This window comes from candidate division WOR-3 bacterium, assembly GCA_039804025.1.
Lineage (GTDB): Bacteria > Hydrothermota > Hydrothermia > Hydrothermales > JAJRUZ01 > JBCNVI01.
Genome location: JBDRZP010000002.1, coordinates 136,981 through 154,419, shown reverse-complemented (window position 1 = coordinate 154,419; position 17,439 = coordinate 136,981). Strand labels below are relative to the sequence as shown.

The 17,439-nt window shown below is 29.8% G+C and carries 16 protein-coding genes and 2 tRNA genes; 8 read left to right on the top strand and 10 right to left on the bottom strand.

Annotated features, from left to right (window positions below):
• The 5 genes from ABIN73_01650 (at position 1) to folP (ending at position 5,410) form a co-directional block, all read left to right on the top strand.
• On the top strand, positions 1–2,568 hold the full coding sequence (locus ABIN73_01650) for an ATP-binding protein (protein MEO0268432.1): 2,568 nt from the start codon (positions 1–3) through the stop codon (positions 2,566–2,568).
• Between the two features lie 22 nt (positions 2,569–2,590).
• Positions 2,591–4,075 carry an HD domain-containing phosphohydrolase gene (locus tag ABIN73_01645; protein ID MEO0268431.1) on the top strand — a complete coding sequence of 495 codons (1,485 nt, stop codon included), beginning with the start codon at positions 2,591–2,593 and terminating at the stop codon, positions 4,073–4,075.
• Positions 4,075–4,437, top strand: coding sequence for a response regulator (locus ABIN73_01640; protein MEO0268430.1), 363 nt, complete (start codon positions 4,075–4,077; stop codon positions 4,435–4,437). The genes ABIN73_01645 and ABIN73_01640 overlap by 1 nt, the downstream gene beginning before the upstream one ends.
• Positions 4,438–4,481: 44 nt before the next feature.
• Positions 4,482–4,554 (top strand) — tRNA-Ile (locus tag ABIN73_01635).
• Between the two features lie 13 nt (positions 4,555–4,567).
• A complete protein-coding gene (folP, locus tag ABIN73_01630) occupies positions 4,568–5,410 on the top strand; it encodes a dihydropteroate synthase (GenBank protein MEO0268429.1) in 843 nt (280 codons plus the stop codon).
• On the opposite strand, the gene dnaN is transcribed toward folP, so the two are convergent.
• The 6 genes from dnaN to acpP all read right to left on the bottom strand — a co-directional run bounded on the left by dnaN (position 5,390) and on the right by acpP (position 11,612).
• On the bottom strand, positions 5,390–6,478 hold the full coding sequence (gene dnaN / locus ABIN73_01625) for a DNA polymerase III subunit beta (GenBank protein ID MEO0268428.1): 1,089 nt from the start codon (positions 6,476–6,478) through the stop codon (positions 5,390–5,392). The two genes, folP and dnaN, sit on opposite strands and share 21 nt — an antisense overlap.
• Before the next feature lie 157 nt (positions 6,479–6,635).
• Positions 6,636–7,961 carry a chromosomal replication initiator protein DnaA gene (gene dnaA, locus ABIN73_01620; protein ID MEO0268427.1) on the bottom strand — a complete coding sequence of 442 codons (1,326 nt, stop codon included), beginning with the start codon at positions 7,959–7,961 and terminating at the stop codon, positions 6,636–6,638.
• Between the two features lie 271 nt (positions 7,962–8,232).
• A complete protein-coding gene (locus ABIN73_01615; protein MEO0268426.1) occupies positions 8,233–9,111 on the bottom strand; it encodes a YegS/Rv2252/BmrU family lipid kinase in 879 nt (292 codons plus the stop codon).
• A gap of 10 nt (positions 9,112–9,121) precedes the next feature.
• A complete protein-coding gene (gene recA / locus ABIN73_01610) occupies positions 9,122–10,135 on the bottom strand; it encodes a recombinase RecA (GenBank protein ID MEO0268425.1) in 1,014 nt (337 codons plus the stop codon).
• Between the two features lie 2 nt (positions 10,136–10,137).
• Positions 10,138–11,379, bottom strand: coding sequence for a beta-ketoacyl-ACP synthase II (gene fabF, locus ABIN73_01605; protein ID MEO0268424.1), 1,242 nt, complete (start codon positions 11,377–11,379; stop codon positions 10,138–10,140).
• Positions 11,376–11,612, bottom strand: coding sequence for an acyl carrier protein (acpP, locus tag ABIN73_01600; GenBank protein MEO0268423.1), 237 nt, complete (start codon positions 11,610–11,612; stop codon positions 11,376–11,378). The genes fabF and acpP overlap by 4 nt, the downstream gene beginning before the upstream one ends.
• A gap of 86 nt (positions 11,613–11,698) precedes the next feature.
• Between acpP and ABIN73_01595 the strand changes: the two genes are divergently transcribed.
• The 3 genes from ABIN73_01595 (at position 11,699) to ispF (ending at position 13,177) form a co-directional block, all read left to right on the top strand.
• A tRNA-Leu gene (locus ABIN73_01595) sits at positions 11,699–11,782 on the top strand.
• 10 nt (positions 11,783–11,792) lie between these two features.
• A complete protein-coding gene (locus ABIN73_01590; protein ID MEO0268422.1) occupies positions 11,793–12,059 on the top strand; it encodes a hypothetical protein in 267 nt (88 codons plus the stop codon).
• Positions 12,056–13,177, top strand: coding sequence for a 2-C-methyl-D-erythritol 2,4-cyclodiphosphate synthase (gene ispF, locus ABIN73_01585; GenBank protein ID MEO0268421.1), 1,122 nt, complete (start codon positions 12,056–12,058; stop codon positions 13,175–13,177). Before ABIN73_01590 ends, ispF begins: the two co-directional genes overlap by 4 nt.
• Here ispF and ABIN73_01580 read toward each other — a convergent pair.
• From ABIN73_01580 to ABIN73_01565, 4 genes are read right to left on the bottom strand one after another with little or no spacing between them, the layout of a single operon-like run.
• Positions 13,174–14,517 (bottom strand): DHH family phosphoesterase, encoded by a 1,344-nt coding sequence (locus ABIN73_01580; GenBank protein MEO0268420.1) that lies wholly within the window; start codon positions 14,515–14,517, stop codon positions 13,174–13,176. The two genes, ispF and ABIN73_01580, sit on opposite strands and share 4 nt — an antisense overlap.
• Positions 14,496–15,461: a glycosyltransferase family 1 protein gene (locus ABIN73_01575; GenBank protein MEO0268419.1), complete on the bottom strand. Its 966-nt coding sequence runs from the start codon at positions 15,459–15,461 to the stop codon at positions 14,496–14,498. Before ABIN73_01575 ends, ABIN73_01580 begins: the two co-directional genes overlap by 22 nt.
• 2 nt (positions 15,462–15,463) lie before the next feature.
• Positions 15,464–16,516, bottom strand: a complete 1,053-nt coding sequence (locus ABIN73_01570; protein ID MEO0268418.1) for a glycosyltransferase — start codon at positions 16,514–16,516, stop codon at positions 15,464–15,466.
• On the bottom strand, positions 16,488–17,402 hold the full coding sequence (locus ABIN73_01565) for an O-antigen ligase family protein (protein MEO0268417.1): 915 nt from the start codon (positions 17,400–17,402) through the stop codon (positions 16,488–16,490). Before ABIN73_01565 ends, ABIN73_01570 begins: the two co-directional genes overlap by 29 nt.
• Between the last annotated feature and the right edge of the window lie 37 nt (positions 17,403–17,439).

Genomic DNA, 17,439 nt, shown 5'->3' with positions numbered 1-17,439 from the left:
ATGGAATTAATTGATTTATTAAATGAATCAAAAGGTATAGCCGAAATAATTAAAAACATAAAAAATTTTCTCGAATTAAAAATTAATTCTGAAATAAATCTTATTGAACCAGAAAAAATAAAAGGTTTTCTTGAAGTAAAAGAATTGAAAAAATTATTGTTTGATAAAGAGGAAGTTATAAAAAATGGAAATATTTATATTCCTCTTCATGACAATGAGAAAATATACACAATAATTTCTTTTTCCTTAAAAGATGATTTAAAAATAGAAGAAATAAAAAAAATACTTTATACAACATCTATTTTTATAAAGAATTACAGACTTTTTGAAGATGCTAAAAATGAAATATTTAAATTGAACTTTCTCTTCAATTTCCATAGGTCCTTGGAAGCTCAAATAAGGGAGAATATTGAAAATTCTTTAAAAGAACTATCTTATCTTTTAAATTTAAATGGAATCTATTTTAAAACTAAAAATTTTAATATAAAAATTGGAACTTTAGAAAAATTAGATGAGGAGAAAATAAAGGAGATAATTCCTTATTTTGAAACTCAAGGAGAAAGTATTATTTATGAAGAAAAAAAATTATTTTCCTTTTCAAAAAGTAAAACAATACTTCTTGTAGATAAAGAATTTTTAAATGAAGAGGAAAAAGAATTTTTAAATTCAATCGTTAATCTATCAGAGGAGTGGTATGAAGAAAAACTCTTATTTTCATCAGAATTTTTTGAAAAAATTATTTCCTTAAACTTTAATGAATCCTTAAAATTTTTCAAAAGTTACCTTAGTGAAAGATTTAATGTTTATGAAACAGAAGTTTTTATAAAAGAGGAAGAAAAATTCAAGTCCCTTGAGGATAGGAGAGAATTTAAAGAAAAAAAAGATTTTAATATCTTTGAATTAAAAACCTCTCAAGCTGAATACCTTGTTTCTTTCAAAGGAGAAAAAAGTTATATAAATCCGGTATTTCTATCCCTTATATTAGATATTTTAAATTTAAAGAAAAAAATTGAAAATTTAAATAAACTTAACAGGGTATTGATGCGAATAATAGATATAGTGCCCCATCATCAAAATATTGAAGATCTCTTATACAATGTAGGTTATATAATAAAAGATGAATTAGACATTTTATATGTTGGTTTTCTTTTAAGGGAAGAAGAGGATTATTTAAGAATGAAAGTTGGAATTGGCTATGAAGATTTTGAGGAGCTCTCAAAGAGAAGACTAAAAATAGGTGTTGAGGGACTTTCAGGGCATGCTGTTCATAGAAAGGAGATTATTTACGCACCTGATGTTTCAAAAGATATAAGGTATATTCCAGCCTCACCCCTTGTTAAATCAGAGGTTGTTTTGCCCTTAATTGTTGATAAAGAAGCAATAGGAGTGATGGTAATTTCTTCACCTAAGATTGATGGTTTTTCAAAGGAAGATATTGAAATTTTTGAAAGAATATCAAAATTGATTTCGAGTTTTTTGGCTTATAGAAAGGCTATAGATGAATACAAAAAGGAATTATCTATTTTAAAAGGAGAAGAAGAATTTATAGATATAATCCTTAAAAATATTCCAGTTGGTATAATTTATGCAGATAGAGACCTTTATGTTAAAAGGGTGAATTTTGCTGCAATTTATACTTTAAAGTTAAAAGAGGAGGAAATAAAGGAAAGCTCTCTTTGCAGGATATTTGAGGAACACGAACCTGGGGACCCAAATTGTATTTTTAGAAGAAGTATTGAGGAGAGAATCCCCCTTATAAAGAAAAATGTAGAAATAAAAAGAGGTGAAGAAACAATTCCTCTCTCACTTTCTTCAACTTTCATTTATGAAAAAGAAAGAATTAAGGGTTTTATACTTATGATTGAAGATATAAAAGAAGTGGTCGCACTTGAAGAACAGTTAAGAAGAACTGAAAGACTCTCAGCAATTGGAAGGATTGCAGCTCACATGGCACATGAGATTAAAAATCCACTTGCAAGTATATCAGTTGGTATTGAGTATATATATTCCAGTTTACAGGATGATGATCCAAAGAAAAAACATCTTGGAGTTATATTAAAGGAAATTTCAAGACTTGATAGACTTATTAAAAATCTCCTTTCCTTTGCAAGGAGACCTCCTCTTAAAAGAAAAAGGGTAAATATAAAAGAGATGATTGAAGAAATAGTAATTTTTTACAGCCAGGAATTCAGAGAGAAAAAAGTTGATTTTTATCTCAGTTTACCAGAATATGAGCTTATAGCCTATATTGATGAAGACCAGATGAAGGAAGTTTTGGAAAATTTAATAAGAAACGGATTAGAAGCAATGCCAGAAGGAGGGAAACTTACCTTACAGGCAGGTGAGAAAACAGGAGGGATAATATTTATAAGTATAGAAGATACGGGTGTGGGAATTGAACCCTCTGAACTTGCCCATATATTTGAACCCTTTTATACAACAAAAAAGGGAGGATCCGGTTTGGGGCTTGCAATAGTCCACAGAATTATTGAGGATCACGGAGCAAAAATATATGTAGAGAGCGAAAAAGGAAAAGGAACCAAATTCTTAATTGAATTACCTAAATAAAAACTTTAAAATATATATTGATATGAAAGAAGAAAAATGGAGAATACTTGTGGTAGATGATGAAGAGACTCTGGCTAATTTTATTGTAAAAAACATTACACAGGATAATCTTGATTATGAGGTGAGAGTAGCCCATAATGGCTCTGATGCCCTAAAAATAATTGAGGGGTTTTTACCTCATCTCATATTGCAGGATATAAGACTACCTGATACAACGGGAATTGAAATTTTAAAGGCAGCAAAGGCTCTTGATCCTGATATTCAGGTAATCATGATGACGGCCTACGCATCTCTTGAAAGTTCAATTGAAGCCTTAAAGGCTGGTGCTTATGATTATTTAATAAAACCCTTTAAAGTTGAAACCCTGAAAAATGTTATTAAAAATGCACTGGGAAAAAGAAAATTACAGGAAGAAAATAAAAGACTTCTTAATGAATTAAGTAGGCTAAACAAGGAACTTTCAATTGCAAATGAAAAATTAAAAGCTCAAAAAGCTGAAGTTGATAAAAAACTGGAAGAAAAAATTAATAAGTTATCAATTCTGCACCACTTAAGTGATAAACTTCAATCCGAACTTTACCTTGAAAAACTTATACCCCTTATAATTGAAGGAGCAATGGAAATAGCAGGGAAAAAAGACTGTGCCTTCCTTTTAAAAGAAAATTCTCACTTTTCTGTTAAAGAAGTTTACGGTTTTGATAACTTAATTAAAAGGGATGATAAACTTAACCTTGAAACAGAAAAGGAAAGTTTCTTAATTAAATATACGGAAGGGGATATAAGAGAAATAATGATTATTCCCCTTGAAACAAATGAAGGGGTTATTGGTGCTTTAATGATCGGTAACAGAATGGAAGAGAGTTTACAAGAGTTAAAAGAAGAACTATCAATTTATGCGAATCACGCTTCAGTCTCAATTCAAAATGCCATTCTCTTTAAAAAACTTGAAAGAAGCTATATAGAATCCCTAATGGCTCTTGTTAAAGCAACAGAAGCAAAGGATCCTTCCTTAAGGGGTCATTCTCAGAGAGTATCTGAACTTGCTGTTAAATTCGCTAAAAAGTTAAATTTAAACGAAGAAGATATTAAAAATATAAGATATGCAGCGCTTCTTCATGATGTTGGTAAAATTGGAATAAGGGAATATTTACTTGATAAACCTGGCACTTTAACAAGAGAAGAAATGGAATTGATGAAGGAACACATTCAAATAGGTCTTGAGATATTAAAGCCTATTGCCTTTTTAAAACCTGTTCTTCCCCTTATAAAATATCACCATGAAAACTGGGATGGATCGGGTTATCCTGATGGGTTAAAGGGCGATGAGATTCCATTAGGTGCACAGATTATTTCCATATGTGATGTTTATGATGCAATCACTAATGAAAGAAGTTATGCAGATAAATTAGATAAAAAGGAGGCAATAAAACTTTTAAGAGAATTAAAGGGATACAAATTTAAACCTGAAATTGTTGAAAAATTTATAGAAATGATGGAGGAGATTTGATGAAAAAATTAAAAATTCTTGTGGTGGAGGATGAGGGTCCTTTATCTTTCTTTGTTTCCCAGACATTAAAAGAGGAGCACGATGTAACTCTCGCAAGAACAGGAGAAGAAGCCCTTGAGAAATTTGTTCCAGGGGAGTATGATCTTATTATCACTGACATAAAATTACCAGGAATTTCAGGCCTGGAACTTCTGGCAAAAATTCAGATGCAGGACCCTGATATAAGGTCAATAGTTGTTACAGCTTATGATTCTTTTGAAACAAGGGAAAAAGTTAAAAATTTAAACGCGGATGCCTTTTTACCTAAACCATTTACAGTACAGACTCTGAGAGAAGCAATTAAAAAAATATTTAAAGAATAACTTACTTGAAAAAAAATTTTTTTTTAATTATAATTTATAATTAAGGGCCCGTAGCTCAACAGGCAGAGCAGCGGACTCATAATCCGTTGGTTGTAGGTTCGAGTCCTACCGGGCCCATTTTTTATTTTTCTTGAATTTTTCATTTAAAGAAGGAGAAATAGATCTTTCAGAACCAAAAATAATGGGTATTTTGAATGTAACCCCTGATTCCTTTTATGATGGGGGAAAGTATTTTGATTTAGATAAAGCTCTCGAAAGGGGTAAAGAAATTTTTGAGCAAGGTGCAGATATAATTGATATAGGAGGTGAGTCTTCAAGACCTTTTTCGGAGCCTGTGCCTCTTGAAGAAGAATTAAAAAGAGTTATCCCAGTTATTGAAAGATTAAGAAAAAAAATAGATATTCCAATTTCAATAGATACAAGAAAGTCAAAGGTGGCAGAAGAAGCTTTAAAAAGAGGAGCAAATATAGTTAATGACATATCAGGATTAAGGGATGACCCGGAAATGATAAAGATTGTTAAAAAATTTGATGCAGGTATAATAATAATGCATATAAGGGGAACACCAAAAAATATGCAGGAAAACCCCTTCTATGAGGATACCATAAAGGAAATTAAAGAGGAACTTAAAGAGAAAGTAGACTTTGCTTTAAAAAATGGGATTAAAAAAGAAAAAATAGTTATAGACCCAGGTATAGGTTTTGGAAAAAGGGTAATTGATAACCTTTTAATTTTGAAAAATATAGATGAATTTAAAGAGTTCGGGTTTCCTATATTAGTAGGTCATTCAAGAAAGTCCTTTATAGGGAAAATACTTGAATTAGAAAAACCTGAGGATAGATTAATAGGTACCCTTGCAGTTGCTGCCTATTTATTTTTAAAAAAAGTAAACATAATAAGAGTACACGATGTACTTGAAACTAAACAAGTTTTTAGAATTTTAGAATCTATACTAAATCCTAATGGGCATTAAAAGATAAAAGTAATGATTAGCGCCTTCCCCCTTTATTAAACTTGCACTTTCACTTCCAGTAATACCTATTTCTACCACATCTTCATCTATATGTCTTAAAATATCAAGCAAATAATGAGAGTTAAAACCAATTTCAATTTTATCTCCTTCATAGAAACCTTTTAACTTTTCATATCCTTCTCCTACCTCACCTGAGACTGCCCTTATAATTAACGATTCTGGCGAAAGAGAAAATTGTACAGGATGATTAGGAGGTGTAGTAAAAACTGATAGTCTTCTTAAACTTTCTATTAAATCTTCCCTTACAATTTTTAATCTGTAAGGAGTATCTGAGGGGACAACAGCTCTGTAATCAGGAAATTTATCATCAACAAGATTTACTATTTCATATCCATTGCTGAAATTAAACTGAACTTTAGTCTCAGAGAAAAATATTTTAATTGTTTCATTTTTGTATTCTTTAAGAAAATCAAAGCTCTTTGGATCCAGTAAATATTCACCTTCTACACCTTTATTTTCAATTTCTATCTCATAAACACCGAGTTTATGTGAATCAGAGGAAACAAAAGAAAGCTTATTCTTCTTTAAGTCCAGCAAAATATTGTTTAAAAATTGTCTTGAATCATTCTTTGCTACACAGAAGGAAACTTTCTCAATACCTTCTAATATTAAATTTGATGGGACCTCAATCCCTTCCTTTAACTCTATCTCCTCAATTGAGGGAAACTCCTCAGGCGGCTGAATAAAAAAACTGTATTCACCAAGGGAAGTATGAATTAAAAGTTCCCTTTCATCTCTTTTCTCTATTAAAATTTTTTCATTTTTAATTCTTGAAGCTATTTCCTTTAATTCTTTTCCTTTTATACAAATTGCTCCTTCCTCCTCAACATCCGCCTTTCCCTTAACTTTTAAAGAAAAGTTTAAATTTGTGGAAAAAAGATTAACTTCGTTTCCCTTTGTCTCTAACTTTATGTTTTCAAGAATTGGTAATGCTGCCTTTGATGGAATAGCATGATATACACTCTCAATCATTTTCAAAAAGTCTTCTTTTAAAATTTTAAATCTCATAATTAGTTTTATATTTTAAGGATTTGAACCTTGTTAAATATATATTTATAATTATATTATTAAGTTTGTGGAAATTTAAAATCATTAGGTGTCTCTAAAAAAAATTCAATGTGGAAAAATATTGGAAAAATTAATAAAATACTTTTCCACATTTTTTCTACACTCTTTTTAACATTTTTTCAATTTCCATAATATCTTCTTTTAATTTTTCGTTTTTCTGAATCTGGGATTCAATTTTATTTATTGCATGTAAAACAGTTGTATGGTCTTTATCAAAGTATTTTGCAATTTCCACTACAGTCATATTGAAAACATTTTTCATTATAAACATGCTTACCTGTCTTGCTTGAACCAGCTCTTTTTTTTGTTTCTTTCCAGTTATTTCAGTTTTTGGAATATTGTAATATTCAGAAACCACTCTTACTACATCATCAGGCTCATTTATAGCTGCTGAAGAGAATATATCACTTAGATATTTTTGAGCCATTGGAAGAGTTATTTTTATTCTTTTAAGAGACTGTATTGCATATAATTTTGCTATACAACTCTCAAGAAGTCTTACATTCTTCTTTACATTTCTTGCTATTAATTCTAAAACATCCTCAGAAATTTCAAGCCCCCTCTCTTCAGCCTTAAGTTTTAAAATAGCGAGCCTTGTTTCATATTCAGGAGGCTTTATATCAGTTACAAGCCCCCAGGAGAATCTGTCCACAAGTCTTTCTGCTATGTTATCCATTTCCCAGGGTGCTCTATCTGCAGTGAGGACCACCTGTTTTTTTTCATTATAAAAAGAGTTAAATATATGGAATAAAGCTTCCTGAGAAAATTCAGCTCCAGAGAGAAAGTGAATATCATCAATCAAAAGCACATCAAAACTTCTTATTTTGCTTCTAAATTCATTCATTTTTCTTTTTTGAATTGCATCAACAATTTTAGATATGAGTTCCTCAGTTGTTAGTAATAAAATCTTGAAGTTCTTTTTTCTTTTTAAAATATCATTACCTATAGCATGAAGAAGATGTGTTTTTCCAAGACCAACCCCACCATAAATAAATAGGGGGTTGTACTCATGCCCCGGTGCATGAGCTACAGCCCTGGCAGTAGTGTAAGCCATTTCACTATTTTTCCCTGGAACAAAATTTTCAAAAGTATAAACAGGATTTAATCCATAATGAATTCCCTCCCTTTTAATTTCCTCATCTTTGACTTTTATATTCTTGATTTCCTCAGCTTTTCCATCCCCTTTAATTTCAAAAACTAACTCAATCATTGGATAATCAAGGTCAGAAAGTATTCTTTTTAACTTCGCCCCAAAAGCCTTTTCTATTATGTCCTTAGTATACTCATCAGGACAGAAAATCTTAAGCTTGTGATCTTCCTCAATATCTCCACCATTTACCTTTTCAAATAATCTGAATTCCTGTTCAGAAAGCTCCTTTTTCAATTTTTCAACCATTTTTTCCCACAAGGTTTTACCTTTCATTTATTTACTCCTTTTTATTCGAGGAATTGAACCTCTTTAAATTTTTTTAAATTTTTCCACAAAGATTTCCACATTATATTTTATAAAAATCTGACTCTATTACAATCAGATAATTAAAATGTTCAAAAAATTTCCACATAGATATTTTTTTTATTTTTTTAAAATCTTGTTGTTTTGCAGTTTTTTTATCATTTTTTTCTCTTAAAAAAAATTTTTTTTTATAAACATGGTTCATAAATAATTATTAATGTTTTTTAGTTTAATTTGTCAATCAGATATAGAGGAGATTGAATTTTCTATCTGAGATTTTTGCTCTTATTTCATTATCCTTAAGTTTAAAAACCTCTCCATCCAATTGAATGAATATTTTTTCTTTTAATTTTATATTTATATCTTCTCTTTTAAAATAAATACATTCTGGTAAAGAAAGGTGTGTTCCCTTAATTGCATGGGGCAATTTTTTAAAAACATTTATCTTATCCATATCTTTAATAATACATATAGAAAGTTTATTATCAAAGGGAGAAGCATCTGGAAATAAATAGAAACCACCACCCAAATATTTCCCTATACCTAAACCCAGAATCAAATATTTCCCTTTTAAAACTTTCTCCCTATCTTCTATTTCCATCTCATAGGAAATTTTTCCCCTTAACTCTATAAAAAGTGAAAGAAGATACCTCAATAAACCTCTTAGAGACCTTATTTTAAGAGCTCTTTTTGCAATTTTAGCGTCAAAACCAATGCCTGCTGCATTCACAAAAAAATATCTTTTATTTTTAGTTATTACTTCACCCGTATAGGTACTTTTAATAATTCCTCTTTTAAAAACTTCATAAAAAAATGAAAGATCCTTTTTATTTCGAAAAATTGTTTTTATAAAATCATTACCTGAACCAGAAGGAAAAAGAGAAAAAGGAATATTAAAATTTTTTGGTATATTATTTATAATGTGAAAAAGTGTTCCATCACCCCCTAAAACAATTATTTTGTTTACCTTTTTTTCCCATAATCTTAATAAATTTTCCCTAATATTTTTACCTTTTTCCAGAATTTCAATAAAATAACTATATCTATCAACTTTCAATTTTTCCTTTAACCATTTTAAAATTTTATTAGATTTTCCTGAACCTGAATAAGGGTTAAGAATTATTCCGACTCTAATCTTTTTTCTCTTCTTTTATATCCTTTTCAAAAAGTTCTTTTTTTAACTCTTTTTCAATTTCCTCAAATAGTTTTTTGTCTTCTTCAAGAATTTTTCTTACATTATCTTTTCCCTGACCAAGTTGTCTCCCTTTATAAGCATACCAGGCTCCTGATTTCTGAATAATTCCTTTTTCCACAGCAAGATCAATTAATTCACTTTCCTTTGATATTCCTTTTCCATATAAAATATCAAAAGTAGCCTCTTTGAAAGGTGGTGCGAGTTTATTTTTAACGACCTTTACCTTCACTCTATTTCCTATTACTTCCTCATCTGATTTAATTGTTTCAACTTTCTTTATTTCAAGCCTTAAAGAAGCATGGAACTTTAAAGCAAGGCCTCCTGGAGTTGTTTCAGGATTTCCATATAAAACCCCTATTCTATGTCTTATCTGGTTTATAAATATCGCACAGGTTTTTGATTTATTTAAAACTCCTGCCAGTTTTCTCATAGCCTGGGACATAAGCCTTGCCTGAAGTCCCACATGGGCTTCTCCCATTTCACCTGTTATTTCTGCTTTTGGAACAAGGGCAGCAACTGAATCAACAACTATTAAATCCACAGCTCCTGAACGAACAAGAGTTTCTGCAATTTCAAGAGCCTGCTCCCCTGTATCTGGTTGAGAAATCCATAATTCAGAAAGATTAACACCAAGTTTTTCAGCATAAACAGGGTCAAGAGCATGTTCAGCATCTATAAAGGCTGCAATCCCACCCTCTTTTTGAACCTCAGCAATTGCATGTAGTGCAAGGGTTGTTTTTCCAGAAGCCTCAGGTCCAAAAATTTCAATTATTCTTCCCCTTGGATAACCACCTATTCCAAGTGCAAGGTCAAGGGATATTGAACCTGTAGAAATTACCGGTACTTTTATTAATTCTCTCTCTCCTAATCTCATTATTGCTCCCTTACCATGAACCTTTTCTATTTGCTTTATAGCCATCTCAAGTGCTTTTTTTCTATCATCCTTCATAATTATTCCTCAAATTTTTTAAATAAAAGAGAACAGTTATGCCCCCCGAAACCAAAAGAATTTGAGAGAGCATACTTTATATCTACTTCTCTTGAACCCTCTTTAACATAATCAAGGTCACATTCAGGATCAGGAACTTCAAGGTTAATTGTTGGGTGGACCTTTTTATGATAAATTGAAAGGGCAGTAACAGCAGCTTCAAGTGCTCCGGCTCCACCTAATAAATGTCCTACCATACTTTTTGTTGAATTTATTGGCACCTTATATGCTCTTTCTCCCATAAGTTTCTTGATCGCAAGGGTCTCAGCTACATCACCCCTTGGTGTTGCTGTTCCATGAGCATTTATATAATCTATTTCCTCTGGATTTACTCCTGCGTCCTCACATGCCATCTTCATTGCTCTATAGGCTCCCTCTCCATCAGCACAGGGGGCTGTAATATGGAATGCATCCGCTGTTGCTCCATAGCCTATTAGTTCTGCATAAATTCTTGCTCCTCTTTTTATAGCACTTTCCTTTTCCTCAAGTATTAGAACAGCACATCCTTCACCCATAACAAAACCGTCTCTTAATTTATCAAATGGTCTTGAAGCTTTTTCTGGCTCATCGTTTCTTGTTGATAGAGCTTTCATATTTCCAAATCCAGCAATAGCTATTGGGGTTATAGGAGCTTCTGCACCCCCCACTACCATTGCTTTGGCATAACCCTTTTCTATTATTAACTTTGCTTCACCAAGAGCATGGGCACTTGAAGCACATGCGGAAACAACACAAAAATTAGGACCTTTAAAACCGTATTTTATTGAAATTACACCAGAAGCCATATCTGGTATCATCATAGGAACAAGAAAAGGAGAAACCCATTTTGCCCCCTTTTGCACCATTTTCTTGATTTCCTCCTCAAGGGTAATAATTCCACCAATCCCTGAAGAAATTATAACGCCAACTTCTTCACCTTTATAAGGAAATCCCTTATCCCATCCAGCATCTTTAAGTGCCTCTTCTACAACATAAAGGGAATAAATTACAAAAAGATCCTGTCTTTTTATTTCTTTTGGAGAAAGTCTATCTGTTGGATCAAAATTTTTTATTTCAGCTGCAATTTTTGATGGAAAATCAGAAACATCAAATTTTTCAATAACTTTTACTCCACTTTTCCCTTTCAGTAAATTATTGAAATTTTCATCTTTTGTTTTACCAAGGGAAGTAAGAATACCTATCCCTGTTACAACAGCCCTTTTCATGTTTTTAATTTACTTTCAATATACTCAACTGCATCCTTAACTGTTCTTATCTTTTCTGCATCTTCATCCGGTATCTCAATACCAAATTTTTCCTCTATCTTCATTACAAGTTCCACTACATCAAGAGAATCTGCTCCAAGATCCTCCTGAAATCTTGCTTCTAATGTTACCTGTTCTGGTGTTACATTCAGTTCTTCCACAATTATATCCCTTAGAGTGTTAAAAACATCCATTAAATAACCTCCTTTTAACAAAAGGAATTGAACCTGTTGAAAAAAAATTATAATTTTATTAAAATATAAAAAGCAAATTAAACTTTGCCGGGGTGACGGAACCGGTAGACGTAGGGGACTTAAAATCCCCTGGGGGAAACCCCGTGCGGGTTCGAGTCCCGCCCCCGGCATAAATTTTTTATGAGCGCAAGAAAAATATTTACACTTAGAAATATTATCGCTGTAATACTTGCAGGAGCACTCGGTGATATAATGGGAGTTATCTTAAAATATTTTTTACCCCCCTCTCCTGCAAGGGAAGCAATACTTTATAATGCTAAGGTTGGAATAGATGAGATAAAATTAAATTTAATGATAATTAATTTAAAATTTGGATTTATATTCACAATTAACTTATTAACCTTTGTTCTAATTTTCCTTATGATTTACTTACTCCAGAAAATTTGAGAGATACCTCTTTTATTTTACTCGGAGCAGGCAAAGGAAAAAGATTTGGAAAACCAAAAATATCTTTAAAACTCAATAATAAACCAATTTACCTTTCCCTTATAAATAAACTTTCTAATTTAAAATTCATAGGTGAAATTATCTTTGTGTGTCCCAAAAAATATGTAAAAGATATAAAGAAAGAAATTGATAAAGAAAATTATAAATTAAAAATTAAAGTGGTAGAAGGTGGTAAAACGAGGTGTTTAAGTATGGAAAAGGGTGTTAAAAATGCCTCTTATAATTATTTGTTTATACATGACCTTGCCCGTCCCTTTTTTTCTTTGAAACTTTTAAGTAAAATGAGGAAAAAACTTTCTGAAAAAGAAATTATTGTTCCCTTTTATACTCCATCTGACACTGTTTTTTATGAAGATGAAAAAATTGAAAGAGAGAAAATTAAATTAATTCACACCCCACAGGCAACAAGAAAAGATTTAATTTTAAAAGCTCTTCAAAAAACTAAAAGAAGAGATTTCCCTGATGAAAGCACTCTTTTAAAAGAAGTTTTAAATATAAATCCCTTTTTTATAAAAGATTCTTTTTTTAACTTTAAAATTACCTTTGAAGAAGATCTGAAAAATATGCAAGAATTCCTTAATTTATTTTCATTTAAAATAGGTCTCGGGTTTGACTCCCATAAATTGGTAAAAGGTAAAGGTTCCCTCTATATAGGTGGTTTAAGTGTTAAAAGGGGAATTTTTGCCCTTGGACACTCTGATGGTGATGCTGTTATACATTCCCTTTGTGATGCTTTACTTGGTGTTTTGGGGAGAGGAGATATAGGTGATTTTTTCCCTGATACAGATAAAAGATGGAAGAATAAAAGGTCAAAAATTTTTTTAAAAAAAATAATGAATCTTTTTAAAAAAGAGAGTTACGATATTATTAACATAGATATAACTATACTTCTTGATGAGCCCAAATTGGGTGAAAAAAAGAAAAAGATAAGGGAAAACCTTGCAAAAATTATGAATATAGAACCTGAGAGGATAAATATAAAAGCAAAAACATCTGAAGGTCTTTTTAAGGATTTTATCTTTTCTTACACAATTCTTACAGCAAAATCCTCTGTTTAGAGCTTTAAGGTTAAAATTCCCTCCTTGGTTGAATAAAAGATTTTTTCACCTACTTTAATATAAAAATTAATTCCGGTCTTACTAATTTTTTCTAATATTTCTCTTAATTCCTTAAATTCTTTCTCATCAAGTATAAGATCAGGTTCAGGGATAAAGTTCTTTAAATCACCTGATAATATTTTTATGTTCTTGATTAAAGGTTCAATATTTTCTTCTTTTATTCTAAATCCGCAGGCAAAGGGATGTCCACCAAATTCTTCAAATAAAAAAGATGTTTCCCTTAATAACTTTAAAACCGAAAGAGGTGGTTTTGATCTTGCTTCACCTATCCATTCATTATTTTTTCTTGTTATGCATATTGAAGGAAAATTATTTTCCTTCAAAAATCTTCCTGCTATCCATCCTGCGTATCTTGGATTTATATTTTTTGATATAATAAAGTTAATGTTATTTTCAGTATAAATTGAATTTTTTGAAATAAAAAGAGATTCTTCAAAATTTTTTTGCTCTTCAATATATGTTGAAATTATTTCTCTCATTATTTTCTTTTTCCCCAAAACCTCACTTTCTCTTAAAAAATCTAAAATTAAGTGAGTACCATTCCTTGCAGGAATAAGGGGAATAATCTTTGATATTTCCTTGAATTGAGGAGGCTTCATATTTACCTCGTTAAAAATTTTATAAATTTCAGTTTCCGGGAAAATAGATTCACTTTTATTTAAAACATACTGATTTACTGAGCAAATAGGAACTTTATCTGATAAAACAGAGAGTCCTGATAGATAAACAAAATCAAAAAATTTCTTTTCTTTCCATAAATTTTCTCCGAATTTTTTAAAAAGTAAAATAAAAATTAAAACACCATTAGACAAAAAGGGAAACCCTTTCCCTTTAAAAGGATGTATTAAATTTTCCTCTTCAAAATTACCTTCAAAATGATGGTCAATAACAAAAACATCAAAGCCGAGTTCTCTCAAATGTTTGATTTCCATTACATTTGAAAGACCACAATCCACTGTAATTAAAAAGTCAAAATTCTCATCCTTTAACCTTTCAATTACTTTATCAGATATTCCATAGGATTCATTCTCTCTTGAAGGAAGGTAAGTTTTAAAGTTAAGACCTATTTCTTTAATAAGAATTTCCATTCCAAAAAGAGAGGCTATGCCATCCACATCCTCGTGACCTATGATGAGAATTTTTTCCCCAATTTCTTTTTTTTCTTCTAAAATTTCAAAAAATCTTTCTATATTTTCATATTGGTAAAAGCTCGGCTCAAGGTCAGGTAATAGTAATTTAGGATTTTCTATTAACCTTTTTATAAGATCATTTCCTTCCATTTTTCTAATATTTTAAGAGCTGTTTTTTCCCAAGTAAAATTTTTTGCAATTTCGTAACCTTTAAGAACTTTGTTTTTAATATTCTCCTCACTTTCTTGAAGAAAATAAATTATACCCTCTTTTATGTCATTTTTATCAAATCCTTTTAAATAAAAAATACCATCTTGAGCAAACTCTTTAAAAACTGGAAGAGGTGTAGCTATTACAGGTTTTTTTGAAATCATTGCTTCAAGAACAGGAAGACCAAAACCTTCGCAGAAGCTCGGGTAAATAAAAGCAACACAATTTTTATATAGAAAAAATATTTCCTCCTGAGTTAAATTTCTTTTTAACCAGATTACATTACTACCTATTTCTCTTTCAATTTCTTCAAAACCAAATCCCCTTTCACCTGCTATTAAAAGGTAAAATTCTTTTAAACTCAATTCTTTAAAAGCTCTAACAAGATTAATGAGATTTTTTCTCTTTTGAACCGTTCCTACAAATAAAAAGAATTTTTCAGGAACATCAAAGGTTTTTGTTATATCTTCAGGAATTTTAACTCCAGGATAAACAACTTTAATTTTATCTTCAAATCCATAAAATTTTTTTATACTTTCCTTTGTAAATTCCGATGGAACAAAAATAACATCTGATTTTAAAAGGGCTCTTTTTACTTTTTTCCTTGCAAGTTTTATTGAATTAGAAGGAAATAAAGAAGGTTCTGTTTCAAAACATATATCATGAATTATCGTGCTTATAATCTTAAATCTTTTTAAAAAAGGTATTCTCCCATCTGGACCTAAATAAACATCTCCTTTAGAGAAAATTAATCTTATAAAAGGTTTTTCTATTTCAATTACCTCTTCTCCCATTTTTTTAAATTCCCTTATAAGATTCAAAGTAAAAACCTGAATTCCAGAAAAGGTGTATCTTAAAGGAGTTATATCTATAAAAATTTTCATTATTAATAAGGAAATTTTTTAAATTTTTTTCTAATTTTAACACAAAATTCAATGTATAAATTTTTAATTAAATTTTTGAATTTCAAAATTTTAAGAAAATCTTTAAGTACAAAGTATTTTCTGAAAGGTTTTTTAGTTTTTAAGTAATAAAAATCAAAATAACTTATTTTTCTTTCATTTTTTTCCTCCTTTATTTTTTCAAGAAAATTTTTTACCCTGTTAAAATAAGTGTGCTCTTTCAAAACTTTTTCCTTTCCCCTTTTTCTCTTTTCTTCCCATTCTTCTTTATTTTCTAAATAGAATTCTATTTTTCTAAAAATATCTTTTATGTTTTTGTAAATAACTATTTCCTCTTCCTTAAAAATTTCATCAAGGTGTTTTATATAGGGTGAAAAAAGAAGACAGCCACAGGCAGGAACTTCAAAGGTTCTCATATTTATATCCTTTCTAACAGGTAAGTTAAAACCCAGTTTGCCCTTACTTTGCATTTTTGCCATTTCTTCAAGATATATCTTTTCCATTACCTTTAACTTTATTCCCTTTAAATTTTTTTCAATTTCTTTAAAAAATTTTTCCCTTTCTTTATTTAGGTGTCCTATAAAAACAATATCATATTCCTTTTCATTAAACCATTCTTTATGTATTTCAGGATCACAGGCAAGGGGTAAAAAAAGAGGAGTTAATCCATATTTTTTAAACCATGGGATAAGAGATTTTTGTGCCACAAAAACATAATCAAAGAGTTTAGCAAAATTTTTATGCCAGATAAAATTTAAGTGGTTATCAATAAGCCAGCATGCCTTTTTAACCTTTACCTCATTTATATCCTCAATCCAGAAACCATTTCCAGGATCTGTTTCAACGTAAATAAATAGATCAGGTTCAAATATTTCTTTAAATATTTTTTTTAAGGTTATTTTTCTTGAATTTATAAAATAATCTGTCCCTTCGTTATATGATATAAAGATTGTATCAGGATTTATTCTTTTGAGATATTTATAAAAATAACTAACAGTAGCATAGGGTTTATACCCTGAATAAAGAATTATTTTCATCTTCACTAAGGGAAATTCCTATGAAATAAAAAAGGGGCAAAAAAATTTCCTCAGCAAAAATATTTATTTCAAAAAAGCCATGAATAAGAAAGGCTAAAAGGTTTGTAAATGTTAAAAAAGATAAAAGTGTTTTTTTTGAATATAAGGTTTTTAAAAGATAAAAATAAATGGAATATAAAATTAAAAAACCTATAATTCCAAAATAAAAGATTACCTGGAGGAAACTGTTATGAAAGTGGTTCATTTCTTTTAAAATTTTAATGCTTTCTTCCTTATATTTGTTTTTGTCAAGGGTTTTAATCCATTCTTCTGTGTAGACTCTTCCGTATCCAAAAATTGGTTTTTTAAAAAAGAATTCAGGAAAAGCTTTTATTAAAAGAGTTCTTTTTTCTATACTTTCCTTTCTTAAATCAATTTTTCTTATATTAAGAGGATTTTTTATTAAAAATAGAATCAGAAATAAAGTAAAAATTAAAAAAATTGGGAAAATTATTTTTTTCTTTAATTTAAAAATTAAAATTATTGTTGAAATAAAAAGAGAAAAAAGAGCTCCCCTTGAATCTGTTAATAAAAGAGCTGTTATAAGCACAAAAAAGGCAAATAGATAAAAAAATTTTTCTTTTTTCTTAGAGGTTAAGGCAAAGCCCACTGAAAAGGTAAGAGGAATAATTAAAAAGCCTGAATAGGTCAAAGGATGAAGAAAAAAACCGTGAGCCCTAATTTCATCACCTTTTCCCTTTAAAATTTGAAAGAAGGAATAGAAAGCACTTAAAAGGGAAAATAAAATAAAAATTTTTAAAATTCTTTTCCTTTTTTTATATCCCTGAAAAATAAATATAGTGGAAGGAATTGCAAGGTAAAATAAAAATTCCCGGATTTTTTTCAAGCTGTATAGGGGATTATAGGAAAAAATAGAAGAAAAT